24 protein-coding genes are annotated in these 24694 nt (G+C 67.4%); 10 read left to right on the plus strand and 14 right to left on the minus strand.

Features of this window, described 5'->3' with window-relative positions; all coding sequences use genetic code 11:
• Nucleotides 1-3 precede the first annotated feature (3 nt).
• Both BTO20_RS04340 and BTO20_RS04345 read left to right on the plus strand, forming a co-directional pair.
• Nucleotides 4-843: a metal ABC transporter permease gene (locus BTO20_RS04340; RefSeq protein WP_087073688.1), complete on the plus strand. Its 840-nt coding sequence runs from the start codon at nt 4-6 to the stop codon at nt 841-843.
• An 11-nt stretch (nt 844-854) separates the two neighbouring features.
• Nucleotides 855-1955: a LacI family DNA-binding transcriptional regulator gene (locus tag BTO20_RS04345; protein ID WP_087073690.1), complete on the plus strand. Its 1101-nt coding sequence runs from the start codon at nt 855-857 to the stop codon at nt 1953-1955.
• On the opposite strand, the gene otsB is transcribed toward BTO20_RS04345, so the two are convergent.
• Both otsB and kstR read right to left on the minus strand, forming a co-directional pair.
• Complete coding sequence (gene otsB, locus BTO20_RS04350) at nt 1952-2701, minus strand: trehalose-phosphatase (protein ID WP_087073692.1); 750 nt, start codon at nt 2699-2701, stop codon at nt 1952-1954. The genes BTO20_RS04345 and otsB overlap by 4 nt on opposite strands.
• Before the next feature lie 3 nt (nt 2702-2704).
• Nucleotides 2705-3310 (minus strand): cholesterol catabolism transcriptional regulator KstR, encoded by a 606-nt coding sequence (kstR, locus tag BTO20_RS04355; protein ID WP_170064307.1) that lies wholly within the window; start codon nt 3308-3310, stop codon nt 2705-2707.
• A 273-nt stretch (nt 3311-3583) separates the two neighbouring features.
• On the opposite strand from kstR, the gene BTO20_RS04360 reads away from it, so the two are divergent.
• Nucleotides 3584-5713 carry an acyl-CoA dehydrogenase gene (locus BTO20_RS04360; protein WP_087073694.1) on the plus strand — a complete coding sequence of 710 codons (2130 nt, stop codon included), beginning with the start codon at nt 3584-3586 and terminating at the stop codon, nt 5711-5713.
• Nucleotides 5714-5716: 3 nt separating this feature from the next.
• Here BTO20_RS04360 and BTO20_RS04365 read toward each other — a convergent pair whose 3' ends face one another.
• Together BTO20_RS04365 and BTO20_RS04370 are read right to left on the minus strand one after the other, a co-directional pair.
• Complete coding sequence (locus BTO20_RS04365; RefSeq protein WP_087081592.1) at nt 5717-6286, minus strand: hypothetical protein; 570 nt, start codon at nt 6284-6286, stop codon at nt 5717-5719.
• A 28-nt stretch (nt 6287-6314) separates the two neighbouring features.
• Complete coding sequence (locus BTO20_RS04370) at nt 6315-7373, minus strand: ferredoxin--NADP reductase (protein WP_087081590.1); 1059 nt, start codon at nt 7371-7373, stop codon at nt 6315-6317.
• 150 nt (nt 7374-7523) lie between these two features.
• On the opposite strand from BTO20_RS04370, the gene hsaA reads away from it, so the two are divergent.
• The 4 genes from hsaA to hsaB are packed head-to-tail and all read left to right on the plus strand — an operon-like array spanning nt 7524 to nt 11092.
• Nucleotides 7524-8714, plus strand: coding sequence for a 3-hydroxy-9,10-secoandrosta-1,3,5(10)-triene-9,17-dione monooxygenase oxygenase subunit (hsaA, locus tag BTO20_RS04375; protein WP_087081594.1), 1191 nt, complete (start codon nt 7524-7526; stop codon nt 8712-8714).
• A 1-nt stretch (nt 8715) separates the two neighbouring features.
• Nucleotides 8716-9591 (plus strand): 4,5:9,10-diseco-3-hydroxy-5,9,17-trioxoandrosta-1(10),2-diene-4-oate hydrolase, encoded by an 876-nt coding sequence (gene hsaD / locus BTO20_RS04380; protein WP_087073696.1) that lies wholly within the window; start codon nt 8716-8718, stop codon nt 9589-9591.
• Nucleotides 9592-9594: 3 nt separating this feature from the next.
• Nucleotides 9595-10494 (plus strand): iron-dependent extradiol dioxygenase HsaC, encoded by a 900-nt coding sequence (gene hsaC, locus BTO20_RS04385; RefSeq protein ID WP_087073698.1) that lies wholly within the window; start codon nt 9595-9597, stop codon nt 10492-10494.
• Nucleotides 10495-10528: 34 nt separating this feature from the next.
• Entirely contained in the window at nt 10529-11092 is a 564-nt protein-coding gene (gene hsaB, locus BTO20_RS04390; protein WP_087073700.1) for a 3-hydroxy-9,10-secoandrosta-1,3,5(10)-triene-9,17-dione monooxygenase reductase subunit, read from the plus strand.
• A 51-nt stretch (nt 11093-11143) separates the two neighbouring features.
• Here hsaB and BTO20_RS04395 read toward each other — a convergent pair whose 3' ends face one another.
• Entirely contained in the window at nt 11144-12523 is a 1380-nt protein-coding gene (locus BTO20_RS04395; protein WP_087073702.1) for a hypothetical protein, read from the minus strand.
• A gap of 294 nt (nt 12524-12817) precedes the next feature.
• Between BTO20_RS04395 and BTO20_RS04400 the strand changes: the two genes are divergently transcribed.
• Nucleotides 12818-13657, plus strand: a complete 840-nt coding sequence (locus BTO20_RS04400; protein ID WP_087081596.1) for a mycofactocin-coupled SDR family oxidoreductase — start codon at nt 12818-12820, stop codon at nt 13655-13657.
• Here the strand turns inward: BTO20_RS04400 and BTO20_RS04405 are convergent.
• A complete protein-coding gene (locus tag BTO20_RS04405; RefSeq protein ID WP_087073704.1) occupies nt 13650-14234 on the minus strand; it encodes a TetR/AcrR family transcriptional regulator in 585 nt (194 codons plus the stop codon). The genes BTO20_RS04400 and BTO20_RS04405 overlap by 8 nt on opposite strands.
• Nucleotides 14235-14283: 49 nt before the next feature.
• Here BTO20_RS04405 and BTO20_RS04410 point away from each other — a divergent pair, with 49 nt between their 5' ends.
• Nucleotides 14284-14511, plus strand: coding sequence for a ferredoxin (locus BTO20_RS04410; RefSeq protein WP_087073706.1), 228 nt, complete (start codon nt 14284-14286; stop codon nt 14509-14511).
• A gap of 1 nt (nt 14512) precedes the next feature.
• The gene (locus BTO20_RS04415) at nt 14513-15793 is read left to right on the plus strand and encodes a cytochrome P450 (RefSeq protein ID WP_087073708.1); all 1281 of its coding nucleotides are present in this window, start codon (nt 14513-14515) and stop codon (nt 15791-15793) included.
• Here the strand turns inward: BTO20_RS04415 and BTO20_RS04420 are convergent.
• The 8 genes from BTO20_RS04420 to BTO20_RS04455 all read right to left on the minus strand — a co-directional run bounded on the left by BTO20_RS04420 (nt 15777) and on the right by BTO20_RS04455 (nt 24639).
• On the minus strand, nt 15777-17012 hold the full coding sequence (locus tag BTO20_RS04420; protein WP_087073710.1) for an NAD(P)/FAD-dependent oxidoreductase: 1236 nt from the start codon (nt 17010-17012) through the stop codon (nt 15777-15779). The genes BTO20_RS04415 and BTO20_RS04420 overlap by 17 nt on opposite strands.
• A complete protein-coding gene (locus BTO20_RS04425) occupies nt 17009-18394 on the minus strand; it encodes an NAD(P)/FAD-dependent oxidoreductase (RefSeq protein ID WP_087073712.1) in 1386 nt (461 codons plus the stop codon). Before BTO20_RS04425 ends, BTO20_RS04420 begins: the two co-directional genes overlap by 4 nt.
• Complete coding sequence (locus BTO20_RS04430; RefSeq protein ID WP_087073714.1) at nt 18391-19815, minus strand: FGGY family carbohydrate kinase; 1425 nt, start codon at nt 19813-19815, stop codon at nt 18391-18393. The genes BTO20_RS04425 and BTO20_RS04430 overlap by 4 nt, the downstream gene beginning before the upstream one ends.
• Nucleotides 19815-21302: an amino acid permease gene (locus BTO20_RS04435; protein ID WP_087073716.1), complete on the minus strand. Its 1488-nt coding sequence runs from the start codon at nt 21300-21302 to the stop codon at nt 19815-19817. The genes BTO20_RS04430 and BTO20_RS04435 overlap by 1 nt, the downstream gene beginning before the upstream one ends.
• A gap of 84 nt (nt 21303-21386) precedes the next feature.
• On the minus strand, nt 21387-22163 hold the full coding sequence (locus BTO20_RS04440; protein WP_087073718.1) for a DeoR/GlpR family DNA-binding transcription regulator: 777 nt from the start codon (nt 22161-22163) through the stop codon (nt 21387-21389).
• A gap of 66 nt (nt 22164-22229) precedes the next feature.
• The gene (locus BTO20_RS04445) at nt 22230-23012 is read right to left on the minus strand and encodes a carboxymuconolactone decarboxylase family protein (RefSeq protein ID WP_087073720.1); all 783 of its coding nucleotides are present in this window, start codon (nt 23010-23012) and stop codon (nt 22230-22232) included.
• Entirely contained in the window at nt 23009-23812 is an 804-nt protein-coding gene (locus tag BTO20_RS04450) for a mycofactocin-coupled SDR family oxidoreductase (protein ID WP_087073722.1), read from the minus strand. Before BTO20_RS04450 ends, BTO20_RS04445 begins: the two co-directional genes overlap by 4 nt.
• Entirely contained in the window at nt 23809-24639 is an 831-nt protein-coding gene (locus tag BTO20_RS04455) for a mycofactocin-coupled SDR family oxidoreductase (RefSeq protein WP_087073724.1), read from the minus strand. Before BTO20_RS04455 ends, BTO20_RS04450 begins: the two co-directional genes overlap by 4 nt.
• Nucleotides 24640-24694 lie beyond the last annotated feature (55 nt).

The following is a 24694-nucleotide window of genomic DNA, read 5'->3' on the forward strand; positions in this document are numbered from 1 at the left end:
GCGATGGGCTACCAGCAGAACTGGTGGCAGATCCTCACGTCGGCGTTCATGCGCAATGCCCTGATCGGCGGCACCCTGGTGGCGTTGGCCGCCGGGCTGATCGGCTACTTCATCATCGTGCGCAACACCGCGTTCGCCGCGCATGCGCTGGCCCACATCGGGTTGCCCGGAGCCACCGGGGCGTTTCTGCTGGGGCTGCCGGTCGGCTTCGGGCTCGGGGTGTTCTGTATCGGCGGGGCGCTGGTCATCGGTGCGCTCGGGAAACGCGCGGGCGACCGAGAGGTCGCCACCGGCACAGTGCTGGCCCTGGCCACCGGCTTCGGGCTCTTCTTCAATTCACTGGCCACCAAGAATTCGTCGACCATGACCAATGTGCTGTTCGGCAACCTGCTGGCGATCACCGGTGAGCAGCTGTCTACCTTCACCGTGCTGCTCGCCGTGCTGGCCGCCACCATGGGGTTCATCTACCGGCCGCTGCTGTTCGCGTCGGTCAACGCGCCGGTCGCCGAGGCCAAAGGGGTTCCGGTGAAAGCGTTGTCGATCGTGTTCATGGCGCTGCTGGGAGTCGCGGTCACCATGGCGGTGCAAGCCGTCGGCACGTTGCTGTTGTTCGCGCTCGTCGTCACCCCGGCGGCGACGGCGATCATGCTGACCGCCAGACCATTGCTGGCCATGGCGATCTCGACCGGGATCAGCTTGGTGTCGGTGTGGGTCGGACTGGCGGTGTCGGCGGTGTTCAACATGCCGCCGAGCTTCCTCATCGTGACCATCGCGTGCGTCTTCTGGCTGGCCGTATGGCTGGCGGCGCGTGCCGCACGCGAGACTGGCGCACTGATCGGCTAGCCTCAGAAAGCATGCCAAGGAGCCCCCATCCGCCGCGGCGGGCGACCCTGGCCTCACTGGCCGCGGAGCTCAACGTTTCTCGCACCACGATCTCCAACGCCTACAACCGTCCGGATCAGTTGTCGGCGGACCTGCGGGAGCGCATCTTCGATGCGGCCAAGCGGCTCGGCTACGCCGGGCCCGACCCGGTGGCCCGCTCGCTGCGCACCCGCAAGGCCGGTGCGGTCGGCCTGGTGATCACCGAACCGCTCAATTACTCGTTCAGGGATCCGGCCGCGCTCGATTTCGTTGCCGGACTGGCCGAGTCGTGTGAGGCGGCCGGGCAGGGTCTGTTGCTGGTCGCGGTCGGGCCGAATCGCAGCTTCGAAGAGGGTTCAGCCGCGGTGCTTTCCGCGGGCGTCGACGGCTTCGTGGTGTACTCGGCCTCCGACGACGATCCGTATCTGCCCGTGGTGGAGCAGCGGCATCTGCCGATGGTGGTGGTCGATCAGCCCAAGGATGAGCCCGGGGTGTCCCGCGTCGGCATCGACGATCGGGGTTCCATGCGCCGGTTGGCCGAGCACGTCCTGGACCTCGGCCACCGCGACATCGGTCTGCTCACCATGCGATTGGGGCGCGACTGGCCGCACCCGAGCGGCAAACCGGCAGTGGCGCAGCCGGATCGGGTGCAGAGCCCGCACTTTCACGTTCAGCGTGAGCGGATCCACGGGGTGTACGACGCGATGAGCGCCGCGGGGCTGAACCCCGAATCGTTGACGGTGGTGGAGAGCTACGAGCACCTGCCGACCTCGGGTGGCTTGGCGGCTGAGGTGGCGCTGGCGGCCAATCCGGTGATCACCGCACTGATGTGCACGGCCGACGTGCTGGCCCTGTCGGCGATGGATTACCTACGCTCCCATGGCATTTACGTGCCGGGGCAGATGACGGTCACCGGGTTCGACGGCATTCCCGACGCGGTGCGCCGCGGCCTGACCACGGTCGTGCAGTCCAGTGTGGAGAAGGGGCGTCGCGCGGGCCAGTTGCTGCACAACCCGCCGCGCTCGGGACTCCCGGTGATCGACGTGCTCGACACCGAGGTGGTGCGCGGCCGTACCTCGGGCCCGCCCGCTTAGGCGCGACGCGCGTCGAGCAGATATTTCAGCGCTGCGGCAACGTCTTCCGGCTGCTGCACGCGGTAGCCGGCCAGGGTGCCGCCGGGGCCCACCTTGACCCCGATGTCGCCGGTGCCGAGGCGGCGGAACGCCTTCTCGTCGGTGACGTCGTCGCCGAAGTACACCACCGTCGACGCGTCGAACTCCTTGCGCAGGATGTCGATCGCCTCGCCCTTGTCGGTTGAGATCACCGCGAATTCGAGCACGGCCTTGCCTTCGGTCAGCTCGGCCGCCCATGCTTTCGCCGCCGTGCGGGCCTGGGCCAGGGCGGCTTCGGCGTCGGCCGGCCCGGCGTTGCGGACGTGCAGGGCGACACTTGCGGGTTTGGTCTCCACGGCGACCCCGGGCCGGTCGGCGGCGATCGCCCGCAGCTCGGCGGTGATGGTGGCCAGCAGTTCCGTGTCGATCCGATGGGCGAAACCGGTGTCGAACTCGGCGCCGTGGCTGCCGATCATGTGAACGGTCGCGGGCATCCCCGACAGCTCGCGCAGCACGCTCAGCGCCCGGCCGGAGATCAGTGCCGTGGCTGTGCCGGGCAGTTCGGCGAGCGCGACGAGCATGGCCGCGGCGTCGGGCAGTGGGCGCGCGTCGGCCGGGTTGTTGACGATGGGTGAGAGCGTGCCGTCGAAATCGGATGTGATCAGCAGCCGGTCGGCGCGAGCCGCGGCCGCGAGTGCTTGCTCCAGGTCGGCCGGTAACGCGCTCACCCGTCAGATCTTAGGTTGGTCCCCGTCACCGATCAGCAGTCGCACCGCGAGGTCCAGTCGCTTGCCGACGTCGGTCGCCGAGGCCCGCCGGGTCAGCCAGGCCAGCAGGTTGGACAGCCACACGTCGGAGATCACGCGGGCGATGTGGTATTGGTCCTCGGTCGGTTCGCCGTCGCTCATCGCGCGCGCGAACATCGAGTCCATGAGCTTGCCCACGTGGTCCACCTCGCCGGCGGCCGACGCGTCGGCGAAGACGAATGCCCTGGTCATGGCCTCGGTGAGCAGTGGATTGCGCTGCATGGCCCGGTTCAGCTTGCCGACCATGAAGTTCAGCCGCTGATACGGGGTGCCGCCTGACAGCGCGGCGCGGTCGGTCTTGGCGTCGATGCGCTCGAACTCGCGGCCCAGCGCGGAGACCAGCAGATGGACCTTCGACGGGAAGTAGCGGTACAGCGTGCCGACCGCGACGTCGGCGCGTTCGGCGACCGCCCGCATCTGGACGGCCTCGTAGCCACCCTTGGACGCGATGGCCAGGGTGGCGTCGAGAATGCGCTTGCGGCGCTCCCGCTGTGCTTCGGAGCCCAGTTCGGACTCGGCGAGGACCGCCACGGTCATGACCTCACGCGGGCGCGAGTCCGCCCCGGCGGACTGCTCGTTGCGTGCTGGCTGAGATAAGCCGGACATGGTGTTGGCGACTCCTTCGTACCGCGTACTTCATCGGAAACGATACGCACGCCGGTCTCCTTTTTCTCACGTCTTTGTCCGTTGGACATCGACGTGTCCTGCTGCAATGCCGGTCGACTTGACGGTCGAACACTGTCACTATTAGAACACGTTCTAGTGGGAAGCGTGGACTTCTCGCACTACCGGTAGGAGCCGACCGTGCCTGTGCTGTCGTCGTCGACGGACACCTCCGAGCAGTTTGCCGCCCGCGACCTGGTTCGAAGCTGGGCCGCGACGTCCGGCGCGATCGCCGCTGTGCGTGACGGGGAACACGACCGGGGCGCGTGGCGCGCGCCGTATCGGCGGTTCGCCGAACTAGGGGTCTTCGGCGTCGCCGTGCCCGAAGAGTACGGCGGAGCCGGCAGCGGCGTCGAGGACCTGTGCGCGATGCTCGACGAGGCCGCTGCGGCCCTCGTGCCCGGGCCCGTAGCAACCACGGCGCTGGTAACCCTGCTCGTCACCGACGCGTCGGTCCTTGCGGCTCTGATGTCCGGTGAGCGCACCGCGGGCGTCGCGCTGACGGCCGACGTGCGTGTCGACGGCGACCGCGTGTCGGGCACGGCCGACTACGTGCTCGGCGCCGACAGCGCCGGGCTGGTGGTGCTGTCGGCGGGCGAGCAGGTGGTGCTGATCGATGCCACCGCCGCGGGTGTGACGATGCAACCGGCGACGGCCACCGACTTCTCGATGCCTCTGGCGCGCGTGGTGCTGGACTCCGCACCCGCCGAGGTGCTTGCGGTATCGCGCCGGCGCTTCGAGGACCTCGCCGCGACCGTGCTGGCCGCCGAGGCCGCCGGGTTGGCCCGCTGGGCGCTGCAGACCGCGACCGAATACGCCAAGGTGCGTGAGCAGTTCGGAAAGCCGATCGGCAGCTTCCAGGCCATCAAGCACATGTGCGCCGAGATGCTGCTGCGCTCCGAGCAGGCTGCCGTGGCGGCCGCCGACGCCGCCGCGGCCACCACCGAGAACGATGAGCGGCAGCTCTCCATCGCTGCCGCGGTCGCCGCGACGGCGGGCATCGACGCCGCGGTGGCCAACGCCAAGGACTGCATCCAGGTGCTGGGTGGCATCGGCATCACCTGGGAACACGACGCACACCTGTACCTGCGTCGCGCCTACGGCATATCGCACGCCCTGGGTGGGCACCGCCGCTGGCTGCGTCGGGTCGGCGCGTTGACCCGGCAGGGGATCCGGCGTGAGCTGCGCATCGATCTGGACTCGGTGGCCGATCTGCGACCGGAGATCGCGGCCGCGGTCGCCGAGGTGGCGGCCCTGCCCGTCGAACAGCGGCAGGCCGCGCTGGCCGACTCCGGGCTGCTCGCACCGCATTGGCCACGCCCCTACGGCCGCAACGCATCTCCGGCCGAGCAGCTGCTGATCGACCAGGAGCTGGCCGCCGCGGCGGTCGAGCGTCCCGACCTGGTGATCGGGTGGTGGGCGGTGCCGACGATCCTCGAGCACGGCAGCCCGGCGCAGATCGAGCAGTTCGTTCCGCCGACGCTGCGCGGTGAGCTGACGTGGTGTCAGTTGTTCTCCGAGCCGGGCGCCGGTTCGGATCTGGCGGCGTTGCGCACCAAAGCCGTTCGCGCAGAAGGGCCCAACGGCGAGCCGGGGTGGAAGCTCACCGGCCAGAAGGTGTGGACCTCGGCGGCACAGAAGGCGCACTGGGGTGTCTGCCTGGCCAGAACGGACTCCGACGCTCCGAAACACAAAGGCATCACCTATTTCCTGGTGGACATGCGCTCGCCCGGCATCGTGATCCGACCGCTGCGGGAGATCACCGGCGACGAACTGTTCAACGAGGTGTTCTTCGACGACGTGTTCGTACCCGACGAGATGGTGGTCGGGACCGTCAACGACGGCTGGCGGCTGGCCCGTACGACGCTGGCCAACGAGCGTGTCGCCATGGCGGGCGGTACGGCGCTGGGCAATCCGATGGAGGAGCTGCTGCGGGCACTCGACAGCGTGGAAGTCGACCCGGCCGACGAGGACCGCCTTGGTGGGTTGATCGTGGCGGCCCAGGTGGGTTCACTGCTGGATCAGCGCATCGCCGTGCTGGCCGTCGGCGGGCAGGACCCGGGCCCGCAGGCCAGTGCCCGCAAGCTCATCGGGGTGCGCTACCGGCAGGCGCTGGCCGAGTTCCGGATGGAACTGTCCGACGGCGGCGGCGCGGTGATCAACCGCGAGGTGCACGACTTCCTCAACACCCGCTGCCTGACCATCGCCGGTGGTACCGAACAGATCCTGCTGACCCTGGCCGGTGAGCGGCTGCTGGGGCTGCCGCGGTAGGCGTCAGAAACCGGTCTGCGCGCAGGCGGTCGGGGTCGAGAGGTTGACGCCGCCGAAGACCACCTGGATGTCCGAGCACGCGATGAAGGACGCCTTGGTGTTCGGCTGGCCGGTGGCCCAGTCGGTAGGTGTCGACTCGCCGTCGACCCGGAAGCGCTCGATCGGGCCGCCGCCGAACGTGGTCACCGAGATCTCGGCGTTGTTGATCGACTTGAGCTGCTTGGACAGCACGTTGTCGTTGTTGGCGCCCTTGACCACTCGCGGTGCGCCGGCCGGTGCGCTGTACGACGCCTCCTGCCAGACGTTGCGGTCCGTGCTGCGCAGCGTGATGGTCTGGCGTGCCCACGCGTCGCCGGGGAAGCCGATGGGCCCGTCGGGCGTCAGCAAGTTGGCCTGCGTGCTGAACGTGCACACCGTGCCCGCGCAGTTGGCGGTGACGTGCATCTCGATGTCGCCCTGTGGGCTGGGGATGGAGGTGACGGCCGAGTTCGACGCCGCCGTGGCCGACGCCGGAAATGCCAGTGCCGCCGCGGTCAGCACGGTGGCCGCACTCGCTGCGGTGAGCCTGTTCATGGTCATCGTCAAGAAAGGTATCCGCTCGCTACTCGTCGTATGTGACTTCGACCGAATCGGACACCGGCGTGGCCTGGCATCCGAGGATCAGGCCTTCTTCGAGATCGGATGGCTCCAGCACATCGTTGACCTCCATCTCGACGTCACCGGATTTCTTGAGCACCGCGCACGCACCGCAGTGTCCCTCACGGCAGGAGAACGGCGCGTCGAGGCCCTTGTCCAGCAGCACGTCGAGCAGTTTCGCCGAACGCGGCCAACGGATTTCGTGTGTCGTGCCGTCGAGTGTCACGATCGCGGTGGCGGGCCCCTGGTCGCTGTCATCTTCGGTGACGACCACGCGGGCGAACGGATCGGAGTCCAGCGATTTGAACACCTCGATGTGGATGCGCTCGTCGGGGACGCCGGCCTGGCGCAGGGCCTCCTCGGCGGCGGACATGAACGGTCCCGGCCCGCAGATGAAGGCGTCGCTGCCGGTGAAGGGGGCTGCCAGACCGCTCAGCGCGGCCGCGCTCGGCAATCCCTGCACGGATTCCAGCCAGTGCACGACGGTGAGCCGGTCGGGGTACTTGGCGGCCAGCTCCCGCAAGGTGGCGGCGAAGATGATCGAGTTCTCGTCGCGGTTGGCATAGATCAGCACCACTTTGCCGGTGCCTTCGGCCAGTGCCGACTTGCAGATCGCCATCATCGGAGTGATGCCGCTGCCTGCAGCGAGCAGGAGCAGATCCGCGCCAAGGTCCGCAGGCACGAAGGTGCCCGAAGGCGCGAGCACATGCATCCGCATGCCGGCGTGGGCGTTGTCGCAGAGCCAGTTCGACGCGTACCCGTCGACGGTGCGCTTGACGGTGACCGTGAGCTGATCGTCGGTGATCGGCGAGCTGGACAGCGAGTAGCAGCGGGCCACCGAACCCGTGCGATCGCTGGGGACGCGCAGCGTCAGGAACTGGCCGGGGGAGTACCGCAACCGGTCGGCGGGCACATCGGAACCGGCAGGCACCGCGAACACCAGGGAGCGCGCGTCGGCCGTCTCCTCGATGACCGCGGCCACCTGCAATTCGAGCACGTGGCTGCCCAGCGGCTCATCCGTCACCGGTGCCTCTCTTCCTTCGCTCATAACTAGAACAGGTTACAAAAATATCGGTGCCCTGGTCCAGCGTCCGCAGCTCGGCGCTGCTCGACACAAATTAAAACGTGTTCTAATCTCTGTCTAGTTGTGGATCTCGATCCAGGAGGCAATTCAGTGACGTCCATTGAACAGCGCGACGTGCAGGCGGTCCTCGCCGGCATCGATGACCTGCTGCCCGCGCTGCGGGAGCGGGCACAGGCCACAGAGGACCTGCGGAAGATCCCGCAGGAGTCGATCGACGCGCTCGAAGAGATCGGATTCTTCAAGCTGCTGCAGCCCGAGCAATGGGGCGGCCTGCAGTGCGACCCGACGGTGTTCTACGAGGCGGTACGCCGCCTTGCCAGCGCCTGCGGATCCACCGGCTGGGTCAGCTCGATCATCGGCGTGCACAACTGGCACCTGGCTCTGTTCGACCAGCGGGCGCAGGAAGAGGTGTGGGGCGAAGACACGTCGGTGCGGGTGTCCTCCTCGTATGCGCCGATGGGTGCGGGCGTGGTGACCGAGGCCGGCGACGGCTATCTCGTCAACGGTTCGTGGAACTGGTCGTCGGGCTGTGACCACGCCACCTGGGCGTTCCTGGGTGGCCCGGTGATCAAGGACGGCCGTCCGGTCGACTTCGGCAGCTTCCTCATCCCCATCAGTGACTACCGGATTGATGACGTCTGGCATGTGGTCGGTCTGCGTGGCACCGGCAGCAACACAATCGTCGTCAAAGACGTCTTCGTACCCAAGCACCGGTTCCTGTCCTACAAGTCGATGAACGACGGCACCGCGGGCGGGTACCAGACCAACACCGCAGCGGTGTACAAGATGCCTTGGGGCACGGTGCATCCCACCACCATCTCGGCTCCGATCGTCGGGATGGCCTACGGCGCGTACGCCGCTCACGTCGAGCACCAGGGCAAGCGCGTACGTGCGGCGTTCGCAGGGGAGAAGGGCAAGGACGATCCGTTCGCCAAGGTCCGCATCGCCGAGGCCGCCAGCGACATCGACGCCGCGTGGCGCCAGCTGATCGGCAACGTGGGCGACGAGTACGCCTTGCTGCAGGCGGGCAAGGAGATCCCGTTCGAGTTGCGCACCCGCGCCCGCCGCGATCAGGTGCGGGCCACCGGCCGTGCGATCGCATCGATCGACCGGCTCTTCGAATCGGCGGGCGCCACCGCCTTGGCCAACACCGCTCCGCTGCAACGCTTCTGGCGTGATGCGCACGCAGGCCGGGTGCACGCCGCGAACGATCCCGAGCGCGCGTACATGATCTTCGGCAACAACGAGTTCGGTCTCCCGCCCGCGGACACGATGGTCTGATATGACTGCCACACAAGAGATCACGTTCGAATCGACGTCGCGCTACGCCCAGGTCAAGGCAGGCGATCTGGACCTGCGGCTGCACTACCACGAGGCCGGTGATCCGTCGGCCCAGACCATCGTGCTGCTGCACGGCGGTGGGCCAGGGGCGTCCAGCTGGTCGAACTTCGGCCGCAACATCGCCGTGCTGGCCGAGCACTTCCATGTGCTCGCCGTCGACCAGCCGGGCTACGGCCACTCGGACAAGCTCACCGAGCACGAGCAGTACAACCGCTACAGCGCCAAGGCGCTGCTGGGGCTGTTCGACCATCTCGGTCTGCAGGGCCGGATTCCGCTGCTGGGCAACTCTCTCGGCGGCGGCACCGCGGTGCGGTTCGCGCTCGACTACCCGGACCGGGCTGGCAAGCTCGTGCTGATGGGCCCGGGTGGCCTTTCGGTCAACCTGTTCGCGCCCGACCCCACCGAGGGCGTCAAGCTGCTCGGCAAGTTCACCGCCGACCCGACGCGCGAGAACATGGAGCGCTTCCTGCGCATCATGGTCTTCGACCAGAAGCTCGTGACGCCTGAGCTGATCGACGAGCGGTTCGAGATCGCGAGCAGGCCCGAGTCACTGGCCGCTGCCCGCGCGATGGGGAAGTCCTTCGCCGGCCCGGATTTCGAGCTCGGCATGATGTGGCGCGAGGTGTACAAGCTGCGCCAGCCGGTGCTGCTCATCTGGGGTCGCGAAGACCGGGTCAACCCGCTCGACGGCGCACTCGTTGCGGTCAAGCAGATTCCGCGGGTGCAATTGCACGTTTTCGGGCAATGTGGACACTGGGCACAGGTGGAGAAGTTCGACGAGTTCAACAAGCTCACCATCGATTTCCTGGGAGGCTAGCCCATGAGCATCAAATCGCTGGGGTACCTGCGCATCGAGGCCACCGACATCGCGGCCTGGCGCGAGTACGGCCTGAAGGTGCTCGGCATGGTCGAGGGCAAGGGCCAGACCGAGGGCGCGCTCTACCTACGGATGGACGAATTTCCCGCCCGGTTGATCATCGTCCCCGGGGACCACGACCGGCTGCTGGAGTCCGGCTGGGAAACCGCGAATGCCGCTGAACTGCAGGACATCCGCCATCGGCTCGAGGCCAACGGCGTCCCCTACAAGGAAGCCACCGCCACCGAGCTGACCGACCGCCGCGTCGACGAGATGATCGTGTTCGACGACCCGTCGGGCAACACTCTCGAGGTGTTCCACGGTGTCGCACTCGAGCACCGTCGCGTCGTCAGCCCGTACGGGCACAAGTTCGTCACCGAGGAGCAGGGGCTCGGCCATGTGGTGCTGACGACCAAGGATGACGCCGAAACCCTGCGGTTCTACCGCGACGTGCTCGGCTTCCACCTGCGGGACTCGATGCGGCTGCCGCCGCAGTTGGTGGGCCGCCCCGCCGACGGGGAGCCGGCCTGGCTGCGCTTCCTCGGGGTCAACCCGCGCCATCACAGCCTGGCGTTCATGCCGGGCCAGACACCCAGCGGCATCGTGCATCTGATGGTCGAGGTGGGCGAGGCCGATGACGTGGGCCTGTGTCTGGACCGTGCGCTGCGCCGCAAGGTGAAGATGTCGGCGACGCTGGGCCGCCACGTCAACGACAAGATGCTGTCCTTCTACATGAAGACACCGGGCGGTTTCGACATCGAATTCGGTTGTGAGGGGCTAGAAGTCGACGATAACGACTGGGTGGCCCGGGAATCGACGGCGGTCAGCCTGTGGGGGCACGACTTTTCCGTCGGCTTCAAGTAGCGATGAGCGCTTGCGCGAAGAGTCGAGAGCAGCGATGAGCGTCACCGTCGACCCCCGCACGTTCCGCAATGTGCTCGGTCAGTTCTGCACGGGCATCACGATCATCACCACCGTGCACGAGGACGTCCCGATCGGGTTCGCCTGCCAGTCGTTCGCGGCGTTGTCGTTGGATCCGCCGCTGGTGCTGTTCTGCCCCACCAAGGTGTCGCGGTCGTGGCAGTCCATCGAGGCCAGCGGCCGGTTCTGCGTCAACATGCTGCACGAGGATCAGCAGCACGTCTCGGCGCGCTTCGGCTCCAAGGAACCTGACAAGTTCGCCGGGATCGATTGGCAGCCTTCAGAACTCGGCTCTCCGATCATCAAGGGTTCGTTGGCGCACATCGACTGCTCGGTGGCGTCGGTGCATGACGGCGGCGACCATTTCGTGGTGTTCGGTGCGGTGCACGGCATGTCGGAGGTGCCCAAACGTAAACCTCGGCCGCTGCTGTTCTACCGCGGTGAATACACCGGGATAGAGCCGGACAAGAACACGCCGGCCACGTGGCGCAACGATCTGGAGGCGTTCCTCACCACCGCTACTGACGACACCTGGCTTTAACCAACACGAACCGGGCCCCGACATGTCGGGGCCCGGTTGGTGTTGTGGGGCTCAGGAATCGGACTTGCTGCCCGAGTCCTTCTTCGACTCCTTCTTGGCGTGCTTGCCGGTCGAGCTGTCGCTCTTGGTCGCCTTGTCCGATGCGGTCGACGAGGCGGCGGCTCCGGTGGCGGACTTGGTGGGCTTGCTCGTCGCGCCCTTGACCTTGTCGGTCAGGTTCTTGACGGTCGCGTTCAGTCGATCACTGGCGGTCTTGCCGGCCAGCTTGGACTTGGTGCCCGCAGCCGGTTTCGTTGTGGTGGCATCGCTTTCGGTGTCGACGTCGGTGCTTGCGGCGGTCGTGGTGGTGGCCACCGCGGCCTTGGCGGTGCTGCCGGTGCTCGGAGCGGCTGCCAGGGCAGGCGTCGTCGCAGTCTCGACAGTCTCGGCGGCGTCGGTCGTGTCGACCGTCGTAGCCGTACCGGCCGGGACCGGGGCAGTCGCCAGGCTGGTCGTCGACAGCAGGCTCGCGGTCGTCAGGCTGCCCGTCGTGGTGGGATTGGCGATGGCCGTGGCGATCTTGGTCGGGATGGTGATCAGCAGCTGCTCGAGAGCGCCCGAACCGCACCGTCCGGTCTTGCCGATGCAGCCGGTCAGCAGGCCCGCCCACGGTGCCGTGGTGTCGCCGTCCTGGTAGTCGAATCCGTTGACGATGGCGTTCAGGATGACGCCAGGGGTGTTCACCAGGGCGGTGACGGCGCCTTGCGCGTCTCCCGAGGCCAGAGCGGTCGAGATCGCTTCGTTGGCGCGCGATGCTTCCCATGCCGCGCCGCTGAGCGGAGCGAAGACGGACTGGAAAACACCGGTCAGCATGGTGGTCGAGCTGAACACCACCGCCACGGCGTCGGCGAAGTTCTGTGCCATCTGCTCGGGGATCCCGGCCTGGTATTCGCCGGTCGTCCTGTCGGTCGAGGACAGGAAGATGCCGGTGAGCGGTGCCGCCAGGTTCTGCAGGCCGAACAGCATGAACCGGTTGATGTTGTCGTAGGCGGTGTTGAAGTCACCGGCTTCGATGGCGGCCGCCGCGTTGGCCAGGTATTCGGCGCCGGGCTTCGACTCTCCCTTGCCGTTCTCGTACCAGTTCTGCAGCACCGTGGGGATGGACTGGATGGCGGTGCCGATCTGTTCGGCGTAGCCGGTCTGGTTCGCGGCGATCTGGCTCAGCAGCGGGAACGGGTTGGCCATCCAGTTCTCGCCCAGCGCAGTGAGATTCGAGACCGTGTCGGTGAGGATGCCCTGGTACACCTCGGCCGGTGATCCCGTGACATCGGCCACGAGCTGCACCGCCCGGTGCTGAGCCTCGAGCAATGTCGGGCTCGTTGCCACCGGATTCACGGCGATGGCGCCGGCACCCAGTACCGCGACGCTGCCCATCAGGAATTTGTTCTTCATGCGGCCAGCCGATGGTGCCGGATGAACTGCGAGTTGCACAGGAGCTCCTTGTTGGTTGTCATACCGCCCAGCGGCGGCGATGACGGACGCTAGCTGAGATTTACCTGAGAGACAATAGGTATGTCTAACCTAACTTAGTTGCCCTAGGTAGCCCCCTATTTCTGGCCGTACCGTGGTATGGCGGCAGTTTGGCGAGCCCACGAGGTCCTGATCGGTCGATCAAAACAGTCCTTGACAGTGCATCTCGCGGATGCAAAAGTTTGATCGAGTGATCAAATCGACGAAAGGCTGATGATGGCGGGACGGGTCGAGGGCAAGGTCGCCTTCATCACGGGCGCGGCGCGGGGCCAGGGCCGCAGCCACGCGGTGCGCCTGGCGCAGGAAGGCGCGGACATCATCGCGGTCGACGTCTGCCGGCCGGTCAGCAGCAACAGCGTGATCCCGGCGTCGACGCCCGACGACCTGGCCCAAACGGCGAACCTCATCAAAGGCCTCGACCGCCGGATCGTCACCGCCGAGGTCGACGTGCGCGACTTCGAGGCCCTCAAGGCTGCCGTGGCGGGCGGGGTCGAGCAGCTCGGCGGCCTTGACATCATCGTGGCCAATGCGGGTATCGGCAACGGCGGCGAGACGCTGGACAAGACCAGCGAACAAGACTGGGACGACATGATCGGGGTGAACCTGACCGGCGTCTGGAAGACGGTGAAAGCCGGTGTACCGCATCTGCTTTCAGGAGGCCGCGGCGGGTCGATCATTCTGACGAGCTCAGTCGGCGGCCTCAAGGCCTATCCGAACACCGGCCACTACATCGCGGCCAAGCACGGGGTGGTCGGCTTGATGCGTACCTTCGCAATCGAGTTGGGGCAGCATTCGATTCGGGTGAACTCGGTGCATCCCACCAACGTCAACACCCCGATGTTCATGAACGACGGGACCATGAAGCTGTTCCGTCCGGACCTGGAGAACCCGGGGCCCGACGACATGGCCGTGGTTGCCAAGTTGATGCACGTACTGCCCGTCGGCTGGGTGGAACCCGTCGACATCAGCAATGCCGTGCTGTTCCTGGCCTCCGACGAGTCGCGTTACGTCACAGGCCTACCGGTGACCGTCGATGCCGGCAGCATGCTCAAGTAGTTGCGGCCGAGCCGAATCGGTGCAGCATCCGTTCGACGAAGGCGTGGAACTCGTCGTGTCCCTGCGTCACCCCGACCGCGTCCTCGTAGCAGATGCCGCGCGCGGTCTGGGTCAGCAGCATCGACATCACCACCGGGGGATACTCCTCCATGTCGATGCCGTGGGCGCGCAAAACCATGGCCATGGCGGCGGTTTCGATGTCGCGGACGCGTTCGGAGAAGGCCTTGAGTTCGGCGCCGATGACCTTGCGGTGGTTGGCGAGCGCCATGAACTCGAGATTGAGCCCGGTCAGCCGGGAATCGGTGTTGATCAACCACAGTGCCCGCAGCGGATCGGTGTCGGTGAGCGCCTCGCGCATGCGGGCCAGCGCGGCATCGGCTCCGCTGCGCAACACCGCGAGGTACAGGTCGTCCATGGTCGCGAAGTAGTAGTACACCAGCGCCGACTTCACCCCGACCCTGGCCGCCACGTGCCGGGACGTCGCCGCGGCATATCCATCGTCGCGCATGATCTGGGCCGTCGCCTCGATCAAGCGCTGGCGCGTACCGGCGTCGGAGTCTCTGGCCTGACGTGGCATGAGCCACCCTAGCAGTTTGATCGGTCGATTAAATTATGGAGTTGATCCGATGTCGGAGGAATCGAGAAGCGTCCATGTACGGGTCGACCCGGACCTGTGCGAAGGGCACGCACTGTGCATCGAGCTGGCGGCCGAGGTGTTCGACCTCGGCGACGACGACGTCGCCACCTGTGCGACGACCGTTCCAGATACGTTGCAGGACAAAGCGAAGGCTGCCGTCGACGCATGCCCCCGGCAGGCCATCTCACTCGAACCCCGTCCCACGAAAGGCCGTTGACATGACCGATCTCGCCGCCGCCGACTACTTCTCGGATCCGGCGCTCGCCCAGGACCCCTACGAGTACTACGAGTACCTGCGCAGCCAGGGGCCGGTGGTCGCCGAACCGCACCACGGCGTCGTGGCCGTCACCGGATATCAGGAGGTGATGGCGGCCTTCAAGGACACCGACTCGTTCTCGGCGGTCAACGCGATCGGTGGCCCGTTTCCACCGCTGCCGTTCGAGCCGGAAGGCGACGACATCACCGAGCAGATCGAGGCACACCGCCACGAGTTCCCGATCTTCGAGCACATGGTGGTGATGGACCCGCCGCAGCACGAGCGGGCCCGCTCACTGCTCTCCAAGCTGCTGACCCCGCGGCGGCTCAAGGAGAACGAGGACTACATGTGGCAACTGGCCGACCACCAACTCGACGAGTTCATCGCCAACGGCCGTTGCGAGTTCCTCAGTGAATATGCCAAGCCCTTCGCGACTTTGGCCATCACCGACCTGCTCGGCGTCCCGGAGGAAGACCGTGCCGAGTTCCGGCTCGCGCTGGGTGCGGGCAAACAGCCCGGCAGCCGCGTCGGCGCACTCGACGGAGAGCCCGTGGGGCTCAACCCCTTGCAGTACCTCGACGACAAGTTCAGCGGCTACATCGCCGAACGGCGACGAGGGCCGCGCGCAGATGTGCTGGGCGGCATGGCATGTGCGACGTATCCGGATGGATCGGTCCCGGAGTTGCTCGAGGTCGTGCGCCCGGCGACGTTCCTCTTCGCGGCGGGCCAGGAGACCGTGACCAAACTGCTCAGCGCCGCGGTGCAGACCTTGGGCGACCATCCCGAGTTCCAGCAGCGGCTGCGCGCCAACCCCGCCGAGATCCCGGCGTTCATCGAGGAGGCCCTGCGCATCCAGAGTCCCACCAAGATCGACTTCCGACTGGCCCGCAAGACCACCACGCTCGGCGGGGTTGCGATCAAGGCCGGCACGGTGCTGATGCTGTGCCTCGGTGCGGCGAACCGAGACCCGCGGAAATTCCCCGACCCCGATCAGTTCCGCATCGACCGGCCGAATGTCCGCGAGCACATCGCCTTCGGGCGGGGCATCCATACCTGCGCCGGCGCGCCACTGGCCCGGGTGGAGGGTCAGATCACCGTCCACCGTCTGCTGGATCGGATGCGCGACATCACGATCAGTGAAGCCGCGCACGGCCCGGCCGGCAACCGGAACTACCGCTACGAACCGACGTTCCTGCTGCGCGGCCTCACCGAACTACATATCGAGTTCACAACGACAGAGTGACCGTGCCGCCGTGCGGATCGGCGGCCCGCAGAATGCTCGACGGCACCCGGAACACGCGCCCCGGCGACGCCGGCCACGGCAGCGTCTTCCGGCCGATCACCCGGCCGTCCTGGCGGGCAACGACTTTGGGGACGCGGACCAGCGCGTCGGTCCACAGCAGCAGCCGGCCACGCGCCGGTGCCGGGTCCCCGGGGCGCAGCAGGGTCGGGGCCACCCACCGCAGCGGTGCATCGGCCTGGATGCGGATGCCGTCCTGCGCCGGCCGGTGACCGCCCAGATAGCGGCGCACCTGAGCGGCCACGTGGCGCCCGTCGAGGGCGGCGATGTCGGCGGTGTCGACCGGGTGCAGCAGGTTGCCGATCGCGAAGACACCGTCGCGGCTGGTGCGCAGGGCGGTGTCGACGACGGGTCCGAGCGTGCCCGGGTCGATGTCCAGGCCACCGGACCGGGCGAGCTCGTGATCGGGGATCCAGTCTCCGGTGAAAACCACGGTGTCGCAATCGATCACCCGGCGTTCTCCGGTGTCGAGGTTCTCGATCTCGACGCCTTCGACCACGGGTTTGCCGATGATGTGGGTGACCCGGGTGCGGGTGGCGATGTCGACACCGAGCAGGGGAGTCCGGCCTGCGAGGTTGAACACCGCGTACGACTCGGGCGTGCGGTACTCGGTGGTCATCAGCGCGGTCTGGCATCCGGCGTGCTTGAGGGTGAGCACTGCGGAGTAGCTGACCAGTTCGGCACCGACCACCACGGCGCGGCGACCGACCGTGCCGTGCTTGAGGTGTACGACGTTCTGCAGATGGCCGGTGGTGTACACGCCGGCAGGCCGGTCGCCCGGGATCATCCGCGCCGGCCGCGGGCGTTCCCGGGCTCCGGTGGCCAGGATGACCGCTCCCGCATCCAGACGTTCCCGGCCGGACGGGGACGTGAGGTCCAGCGAACGGTCACCGGCCCAACCGGTGACCATGGTGTTGGTCCGGATGGCGGCTCCCGCAGCCGCGGCGTTGGCCACCAGTCGACGCGCGTAGGCCGGCCCGCTGATGAACGTCTTCATATCGCGCATGCCGTAGCCGGGATGATCGCTGTGCCGCGGTATCCCGCCTGCGGCCGATTCCCGTTCCAAAACAACGACATTGAGTGTTGAATCGCTCGCAAGGGCGGCGGCCGCCGTCAGTCCGGCGGGACCCCCGCCGATGATCGCGACGTCGGTGCTGCTCATGAGTTCTGCTCCAATTGCTGCTCGAAAATGGTCTTCACTTCGGCGCCGCAGAAGAACGCCTGGCAGCGTCCGTTCATGGCGCGCGTGCGGCGGCGTAGACCGTCCAGGCCTGCGGGCGGCACGACCGCGTGGCAGGCGTCGCGCAGCTCGCCCTCGGTGACGCGTTCGCAGAAGCACACGATCCGGCCGTACGCCGGGTCGGCCGCGATTCTCTCGGTCTGCTGATAGGGCCGGGGAAAGGCCTCGCCGAGGTTGGGCATCTCCGGCGGATCCGGCAGGGTGTTCCGCGCCGTCAGCTCGAGCCCGGCCGAGATCAGTTGGTCGCGAACATGTTCGGCGATGGCCATGCCCGCGGTCAGGCCGGTGGAGCGGATGCCGCCGACCAGCAGGTAGTGCTGTTGCGGGTCGGTCTCGATGAGGTAGTCGCCGTGGTCGATGGCCGCGCGCAGCCCGGCGTAGGTGGCGGTGACCTCCTCGTCGAGCAGCCGCGGCATCAGGGCACGGCCCTTCTCGAGCAGGAATTCGAAACCGCGCTCGGAGGTTCCGGTCGCGGTCCGGTCCTGCAGGTCCTCTGAGGTGGGCCCGAGCATGACGTTGCCGTAGATGGTGGGGCTGACCAGCACGCCCTTGCCGCGGGCGGTGGGGACCGGCAGCACGATCTTGTCGACCAGCGGGCGGGCCAGCTTGTCGTAGACGATCAATTCGCCGCGGCGCGGCGTGACGGTGAAACGCGTGTGGCCGAACAGGCCGTCGATCACGTCGGCACCGAGCCCGGCGGCGTTGATCACCCAGCGGGCGCTGACCGGTCCTGCCGTGGTGTGCAGGGTCGTGCCGTCGGGCGTGACGTCGACCCGTTCCACGCGGTGGCCGCGCAGCAGCGCGGTGCCGCGGTTGACGGCGTCGGTGGCCAGCGCCAGGTTGACGGTCCATGTGCAGATGATGGATTCGTCGGGCACCGTCAGGCCGCCCAGCGCACCCGGTCCCAGGTTGGGTACCGCCGCGTATACCGCTGCCGCGTCGACGATTTCGCACCGGTCATAGCCGTTGGCAACCGCCTTGTCCCGCAGGCCGGGGAGTGCGTCGAGCTGCTCGGAATCCCAGGCCACCAGGATGGCGCCGGTGTGCTCGACCGGGATGCCGGTGTGCTTGGCGTACTCGGAGAGCAGTTGGTAGCCGCGGCTGACCATCGCCGATTCGAGTGTGCCGGGTTTGGCGTCGAAGCCGGTGTGCAGGATCGCGGTGTTGGCCTTGCTGGTGCCGTCGCCCACGTCGTCGCGGGCTTCGAGCAGGGCGACTGATAGCCGGTATCCGGACAGCTCCCGCGCGATCGCGGCCCCGACGATGCCGCCGCCGATGACCACGATGTCGTAGTCGGTGTTCATGAAGTCTCCTGGGGATAGGTCGTGGCCGCCAATGCGCGCCACGCGGAACGGAATTCGTCGGCGCGGGCGGGTTGCCAGCTGGGCTCGTAGCTCGCAGAAGGGGTCCATTGCGATACGACGTCACGCACCGACCGACCGGGCTGCAGGCTCAGCGTCGCCAGCGCCGCGGCGCCCAGCGCGGTGGCATGGGCCGACGGGTACACGTCCACGGGCACCTGCAGGATGTCGGCGACCGCCTGCATCAGCACCTTGGATTGGGTCAGTCCGCCATCGGCGCGCAGCCGGGTCAGACCGGTGGCGTCGGTGTCGATTGCCGAGGCGAGTTCGGCGACCTGTGCGGCGATGCCCTGCAGCACTGCGAGCACGATGTGGCCCCGGCCGGTGGACAGCGACATCCCCGAGATGGTGGCCGTGGCTTGGGATTTCCACCACGGCGCGGCCAGGCCGGCCAGCGCGGGCACACACAGCACGCCGCCGGCGTCGTCGGCGGCGACCGAATCCATCTCTGCGGCACCGCTGATGACGCCCAGCGAGGACAACCATTTGACCGCCGATGCTGCGGTGTACACCTGCCCGTCGACGCAGAAGGTGTCCTTGCCGCCGGTGCGCCAGGCCACCGACGAGGTCAGCCCGGCCGTGGAGTGCACCGGGGTGTCGCCGGTGTTCGCGAGCAGGAAGGCGCCGGTTCCGAAGGTGCACTTGGCCATTCCCGGGTCGAGACAGCCTTCGGCGAGCAGGGCCGCCTGCTGGTCGACGACGATGCCGCCGACCGGGGTCTCGGCACCGAATGCCGTTGTGGTCCCGATCATCTCGTCGTTGCCCACGATGGCGGGCAGGCGTTCGCCGTCGAGGCCGAACAGTCCGAGCAGCTCGGTGCTCCAGTCCTGTGCACCGAGCTCGACGGCCAGCGACCGGCTGGCGGTGGTGGCGTCGGTGACGAAGGCGCCGGTGAGCTGATGCAGCAGCCAGGTGTCCGATGTGGTGACCACGCCGCCGGTCTCGACGTTGCGGCGCAGCCAGGCCATCTTCGGTGCCGAGAAGTAGGAGTCGAGCACCAAACCAGTACGGGCGGCGAACAATTCGCGGTGTTCGCCCAACGCCGCGCACAGGGGCTCGGCGCGGCGGTCCTGCCACACGATCGCCGCGGTGAGCGGGCGCCCGGTGTCGGGATCCCACGCCAGGACGGTTTCGCCCTGGTTGGCCAGCGACACCGCGTCGATGGGCCGGCCAGCCTGCTCGGTGGCGGCACGGCCGGCTGTCAGGACAGAGTCGAGGAGCTCGGCCGGGTCCTGCTCGACGCCGCCCCCGTCGAGGTAGCGCGGGTGCACCGCGACCTCGGCCAGTCCGACGACTCCATCGACCGGGTCGACGACGATCGCCTTGGTGCCCGACGTGCCTTGGTCGATCGCCAGGACGGTCATTACGCCGCGTCCTCGAATTCGGCGTCGATCGAGGACATCTCGGGCATCTTCAGACCGTGCCTGCCGCGGGTGACCAGCAGGTAGCACAGGTAGACCGCGCCGAGCGCCACCATGACCACCGCATACAGCCAAGGATCCCGGAACGAGGCGTCACGGAAGAGGGAAAGCACGAAAACCAGCCACAGCACGGCGACCACCAGAACCGGCGTCTCCCAGCGACCGAGGGTGAAGCCCTTGCTCGGCGGCAGCTTGCGCCGGGTCGCGATGTACAGCGCCACCGTGATGGCGTAGATGATGGCGGGCAGCAGGGTGGCCGCCGAGAACAGCTTGAACAGGGCGTCGGTGCTCGTGGAGAACAGGCCGAGGATGACCGCCGAGATCACCGTCATCGTGACGGTGGCGTTGAGCGGTGTCTTGAACCGCGGCGAGATCTTGTGCAGCGCCTGCCAACCCGGGAACCGCTGATCCCGCGACATCGCCCACACCAGCCGGACGCCGCTCATCAGGATGACCAGACCGCACGCGAAGATCGCGATGGCCACCAGTACCAGCAGCGCGGTGCCCACGAACGATCCGAGGATGTCGCGGATGATGTCGGCGATGGGGGTGCCAGACTGGGCCAGTGCGGCCGGATCGTTCACTGCAGCGGTGACCACCAACAGGAACAGGAAGCCCAGTACGCCCGACGCCAGGACCGCCTGCCACATGGCCCGGGGCACGACGATTTCGGGTTTCTTGGTCTCCTCGGCGAGGTTGGCCGCGGACTCGAAGCCGACGATGGTGAACGCGCCGAGCAGGAAACCCAGCATCCACGGCCCGGCCGAGGTGGCGGTGCCGAAGCTCCAGTACCCGTCGGCCGGAATGGCGCCGCGGGAGAACAGGTTTCCGACCGAGAGCTTGTGGGCGATGACGCCGACGATGAACAGCAGCACCACGAGTGCCACCATGCCGATGAGCTCGGCGGTGACGGCGAAGTTGTTGACCCGCTCGGTCCACTTCGTCGACAGGCCGACCAGCAGCCCCTGCAGCACGAGGATTCCCGCGGTGATCAGGAATGCGGTCGCGGGTGTGCCGGTGAAATCGAACAGCGCGGGCACCACGGTGGCCGCCACGGTGTAGTCCACGGCCACCACGACAATGGCCAGGAACGTGAACGAGATCCAGCCGGTGATCCAGCCCAGTACGGGGTTGGCCAGCCGGGACACCCACTGGTAGGCGTAGCCGGTGACGGGGATGCGCGCGGCCAGTGACCCGATCAGCAGCGCGACGGCCAGCTGGCCGACGATCACGATGGGCCAGGTCCAGATCCCCATCGGCCCGGAGCTGGTGAGAACACTGCCGTAGGTGGTGAAGATGCCGGTGGCGATCGACACGAAGGCGAACGCCACGGCGAAGGATGCGAACCGTCCCGTCGACCGTTCGAGCGACTGCGTGTAACCGAATTCGGTGACCCGGCCATCGCCGGGTGATGTGGAAGAATCTGTCATCGGATCGGGCTTTCTGACTGGAATTGACTGTTTCGGGGCAGGGTTCGGTCCGCGGGCGGCGCTGCAACGCCGCCCGCACCCGTTTCAGGCGCTGGGGCCTGCGGTGAGTACGACACCCCCCGTCTCCTCGATGGCTGCTGCAACAGCCGGTGCGGTGTTTTGATCGGTGATGAGGCCGTCGACGGCGGCGAGCTCGCACACCCGGTACGGCGCCACCTGCCCGAGCTTGGACGAGTCTGCGAGGATGTAGCTCGATGCGCTGTTGGCGATGATGGTCCGGCGGACGTCGATTTCGTCGAGGTGGAAGTCGGTCAGCCCGGCCGTTGCGTCGACCCCTCCGGAGCCCAGCAGCGCGATGTCGGCATAGACATCGGCGAAGAACGCCTTGGTGTGGGCATTCGAGCAGGCCAGATCCCCTGCACGGACTCGACCGCCCGCCACCAGCACCTCGATCCCGGGCCGGTCGGCCAGTTCGACGGCGACCGGCAGTGACGGGGTGATCACGGTTCCGGTGAAGCCGCGGGGGATGGCCTGCGCGACGGCGACAGCCGTGGTGCCGATGTCGAGGACGATGGTCTGCCCGTTCTTGAGCAGCCCGACGGCAGTGTGCGCCAGTTGCGCTTTGGCCTCGTGCCGGATGATCGACCGCTCGGTGAACGACGGTTCGATTCCGCGTCGCTCGGTGACGGCGGCGGCACCGCCGTGCACGCGGCGCACGGCCCCGCGTTCCTCCAGAAAAGCCAGGTCACGCCGGATGGTCTCGGCGGATACGCCCAGTCGGCGGACCAGCTCGTCGGTGCTTACGGCCTGGGCGGTGCCCACCGCGTCGATGATCGCCTCGTGCCGCTCAACCGGAAGCACGACCGACCACTTCTGTGGGTTTCTGACCGATCATGACGACAATTGTGGAGTGTTGTGTGGCTCACGTCAACCCTGTCGCCACTCGTCGAGCACCCGCTGCTTCTGCTCGCCGATCACCTGATTCAGATGCGACGCCTTGGGCCAGCCGTAATACGCCGCGAAGTGCAGCGCCACCTCGTCCATTTCATCGAACGACACATCGCGGCTCTTCAGTGCGGCGTAGACGTGGCTCAGGATCGGCACCGGCGCGTCCTGGAAAGCCACGCACGCCACCGTGACCAGCCGTCGTTCCTTCATGCCGAGCCCGGGGCGCAACCACATCTCGCCGAAGACGAAGTTGAGGATGCCGGCGCCGGAATAGGGGTTGTCGCGGATCGGCGCGTACGGCATGCAGTTGATGTCCTTGAAGGACTGCTCCCCACCGGCAAGCCGCAGCTCCGGATCGCTCGCGGTCGGCAATGGCAGCAGCGGTTCGGGTGGCGGCGGCTGTTGACCCCGCTCGCGGTGGATGCGGTCCCACTGCTCGTCGACGGTGATGTTGAACCGCGACGCCTTGGGCCAGCCGCCGTACACCGCGAAATGCAGTACTGTTTCCCGCATTTCGGTGATGGTGAGGTCACCGCTGTTCAATGCCGCGTAGACGTGGTCGCGCAGCGGGCCTTCGGCATCCGCGGCGGCAACGCACGGCAGCGTGACGAATCGGCGGTCGCGACGGCTCAATGCGGGCCGCGGCCACACCTCGCCGAAGACGAAGTCGATCAATGCGGATGCGGCGGCGGTGCTGTCCGGCGGCGGCGCGAACGTCATCACCTCCGTGAACTCGCGGCGGCCGCGTTCGGTGCGGTTCATCGGATGGTTACGCCCGCATCGACCTTGAATTCCAGGCCGGTGACGTACCGGGATTCGTCGGACACCAGGAACAGCACGGCATTGCTGATGTCGACGGTCTCGGCCATCACGATCGGTAGGGCGTTGCCGAACAGCGGGGCCAGATCGGGCCGTTGCTCGATGAGCAGGCTGTGCAGGGAGTCGGGTCGCATCCCGGTCTCGACGCCGGTGGGGTGCACGGTGTTGACCCGGACATGGTGTGCCGCAAGCTCGTTGGCCAGCGCCCTGCTCATGCCGACGACGCCGTGCTTGGACGCGGTGTATGGGGTGTGCAGCGGTGTCCCTTTGATACCCGCGGCGGAACTGATGTTGACCAGGCTGCCGCCGCGCTCGACGAGGTGGGGCAGTGCCGCCGCGCACGTGTTCCATGTTCCGATCAGGTTGACGTCGACCACCGTTCGCCACTGCTCGGCCGTGGTGGTGTCCCAGGTCCCGGCGGTGAGCACCCCGGCGTTGGCGACCGCGGCGTCGAGCCCGCCGAGCTGGGCCACGCCGTCGTCGACTGCCGCCGCAAGTGCTGCGGCGTCCCGGACGTCCACCACCGCGGTGACGGCCTTGCCGCCCAATTCCGTTACCAGTCGCGCGGTTTCGTCGAGTTCCTCGGGCGTGGCGAGCGGGTATTCGACCTCGGGTAGCGATGCGCAGATGTCGACGAGGATCACGTCAGCACCCTCTTCGGCGAGGCGCACCGCGTGGCTGCGCCCCATACCGCGGGCTGCTCCGGTGATCAATACCCGCTTGCCTGCGACGCGTCCGCTCATAATTTGTTGGTGAATCCGGCGTCGACGGGGAAGGTGACCCCGGTGACGTAGCGGGCGGCGTCGGAGACCAGATATGCGATGGCAGCGCTGATGTCCTCGGGTTCCAGCAGCGAGACCGGCATCGGGTTCTGCAAATGGGGCCCGCCGTCGGGGTAGTTCTCCAGGAACGCCGTCATCGCGGGATTCACCGCCATCATGGTGTTGACTGCGGTGGGATGCACGGTGTTGACCCGGATGCTGTGTGGGGCAAGCGCATTGGCCAGGGTGCGCATGAGGCCGACGATGCCGTGCTTGGATGCGGCGTATCCGAGGCCGCCGCCCTGCAGTCCGCCGAAGCCGCGCAGCCCGGCCGTCGAGCTGGTGAACACGATGGATCCGCCGCGCCCGCCCGCGATGAGATGGCCGATGGCGGCCTTGGCGGTGTGGAACGACCCGACCAGGTTCACGTCGAGGACGTCGGTCCACATCTGCAGGTCTTCCTCGATGCTCAGCTCGCGAAAGGCCATGGCGGCGATACCCGCGTTGGCGCACACGATGTCGAGCCGGCCGAATTGGTCGACTCCGGCATCGAGCGCCGCCTTGAGTGCGGGGAAGTCCCGGACGTCGGCCACCGTGCCGATCATCTTGCCGCCGTTGGCCTCGACGAGTGCGACGGTCTCGTCGAGCTCGTCGCGGCCTGCCATCGGGTAGCCGTTGGACGCGATGTCGGCACAGATGTCCACGCCGATGATGGCGGCGCCGTCGGCGGCAAGCCGCAGCGCATGGCTGCGGCCCTGACCGCGGGCCACGCCGGTGATGAACGCGACCTTTCCGTCCAAAGAACCCATGTATCCTCGCTTCGTCGCGGTGAGTAACCTCGTTACATCGAGTACGGTAACTGGG

The sequence above is a fragment of the Mycobacterium dioxanotrophicus genome (assembly GCF_002157835.1).
In the GTDB taxonomy this organism is placed as follows: domain Bacteria; phylum Actinomycetota; class Actinomycetes; order Mycobacteriales; family Mycobacteriaceae; genus Mycobacterium; species Mycobacterium dioxanotrophicus.

Coding starts and splice junctions, on each gene's coding strand:
- BTO20_RS04445 (WP_087073720.1), bottom strand. CDS start 23,012: ATGAACCGCACCGAACGCGGCCGCCGCGAGTTCACGGAGGTGATGACG.
- hsaD (WP_087073696.1), top strand. CDS start 8,716: ATGACTGCCACACAAGAGATCACGTTCGAATCGACGTCGCGCTACGCC.
- hsaB (WP_087073700.1), top strand. CDS start 10,529: ATGAGCGTCACCGTCGACCCCCGCACGTTCCGCAATGTGCTCGGTCAG.
- BTO20_RS04450 (WP_087073722.1), bottom strand. CDS start 23,812: ATGAGCGGACGCGTCGCAGGCAAGCGGGTATTGATCACCGGAGCAGCC.
- BTO20_RS04405 (WP_087073704.1), bottom strand. CDS start 14,234: ATGCCACGTCAGGCCAGAGACTCCGACGCCGGTACGCGCCAGCGCTTG.
- BTO20_RS04410 (WP_087073706.1), top strand. CDS start 14,284: ATGTCGGAGGAATCGAGAAGCGTCCATGTACGGGTCGACCCGGACCTG.
- BTO20_RS04435 (WP_087073716.1), bottom strand. CDS start 21,302: ATGACAGATTCTTCCACATCACCCGGCGATGGCCGGGTCACCGAATTC.
- hsaC (WP_087073698.1), top strand. CDS start 9,595: ATGAGCATCAAATCGCTGGGGTACCTGCGCATCGAGGCCACCGACATC.
- BTO20_RS04425 (WP_087073712.1), bottom strand. CDS start 18,394: ATGAACACCGACTACGACATCGTGGTCATCGGCGGCGGCATCGTCGGG.
- BTO20_RS04420 (WP_087073710.1), bottom strand. CDS start 17,012: ATGAGCAGCACCGACGTCGCGATCATCGGCGGGGGTCCCGCCGGACTG.
- BTO20_RS04455 (WP_087073724.1), bottom strand. CDS start 24,639: ATGGGTTCTTTGGACGGAAAGGTCGCGTTCATCACCGGCGTGGCCCGC.
- BTO20_RS04365 (WP_087081592.1), bottom strand. CDS start 6,286: ATGAACAGGCTCACCGCAGCGAGTGCGGCCACCGTGCTGACCGCGGCG.
- BTO20_RS04400 (WP_087081596.1), top strand. CDS start 12,818: ATGGCGGGACGGGTCGAGGGCAAGGTCGCCTTCATCACGGGCGCGGCG.
- BTO20_RS04345 (WP_087073690.1), top strand. CDS start 855: ATGCCAAGGAGCCCCCATCCGCCGCGGCGGGCGACCCTGGCCTCACTG.
- BTO20_RS04415 (WP_087073708.1), top strand. CDS start 14,513: ATGACCGATCTCGCCGCCGCCGACTACTTCTCGGATCCGGCGCTCGCC.
- BTO20_RS04395 (WP_087073702.1), bottom strand. CDS start 12,523: ATGAAGAACAAATTCCTGATGGGCAGCGTCGCGGTACTGGGTGCCGGC.
- BTO20_RS04340 (WP_087073688.1), top strand. CDS start 4: ATGGGCTACCAGCAGAACTGGTGGCAGATCCTCACGTCGGCGTTCATG.
- BTO20_RS04430 (WP_087073714.1), bottom strand. CDS start 19,815: ATGACCGTCCTGGCGATCGACCAAGGCACGTCGGGCACCAAGGCGATC.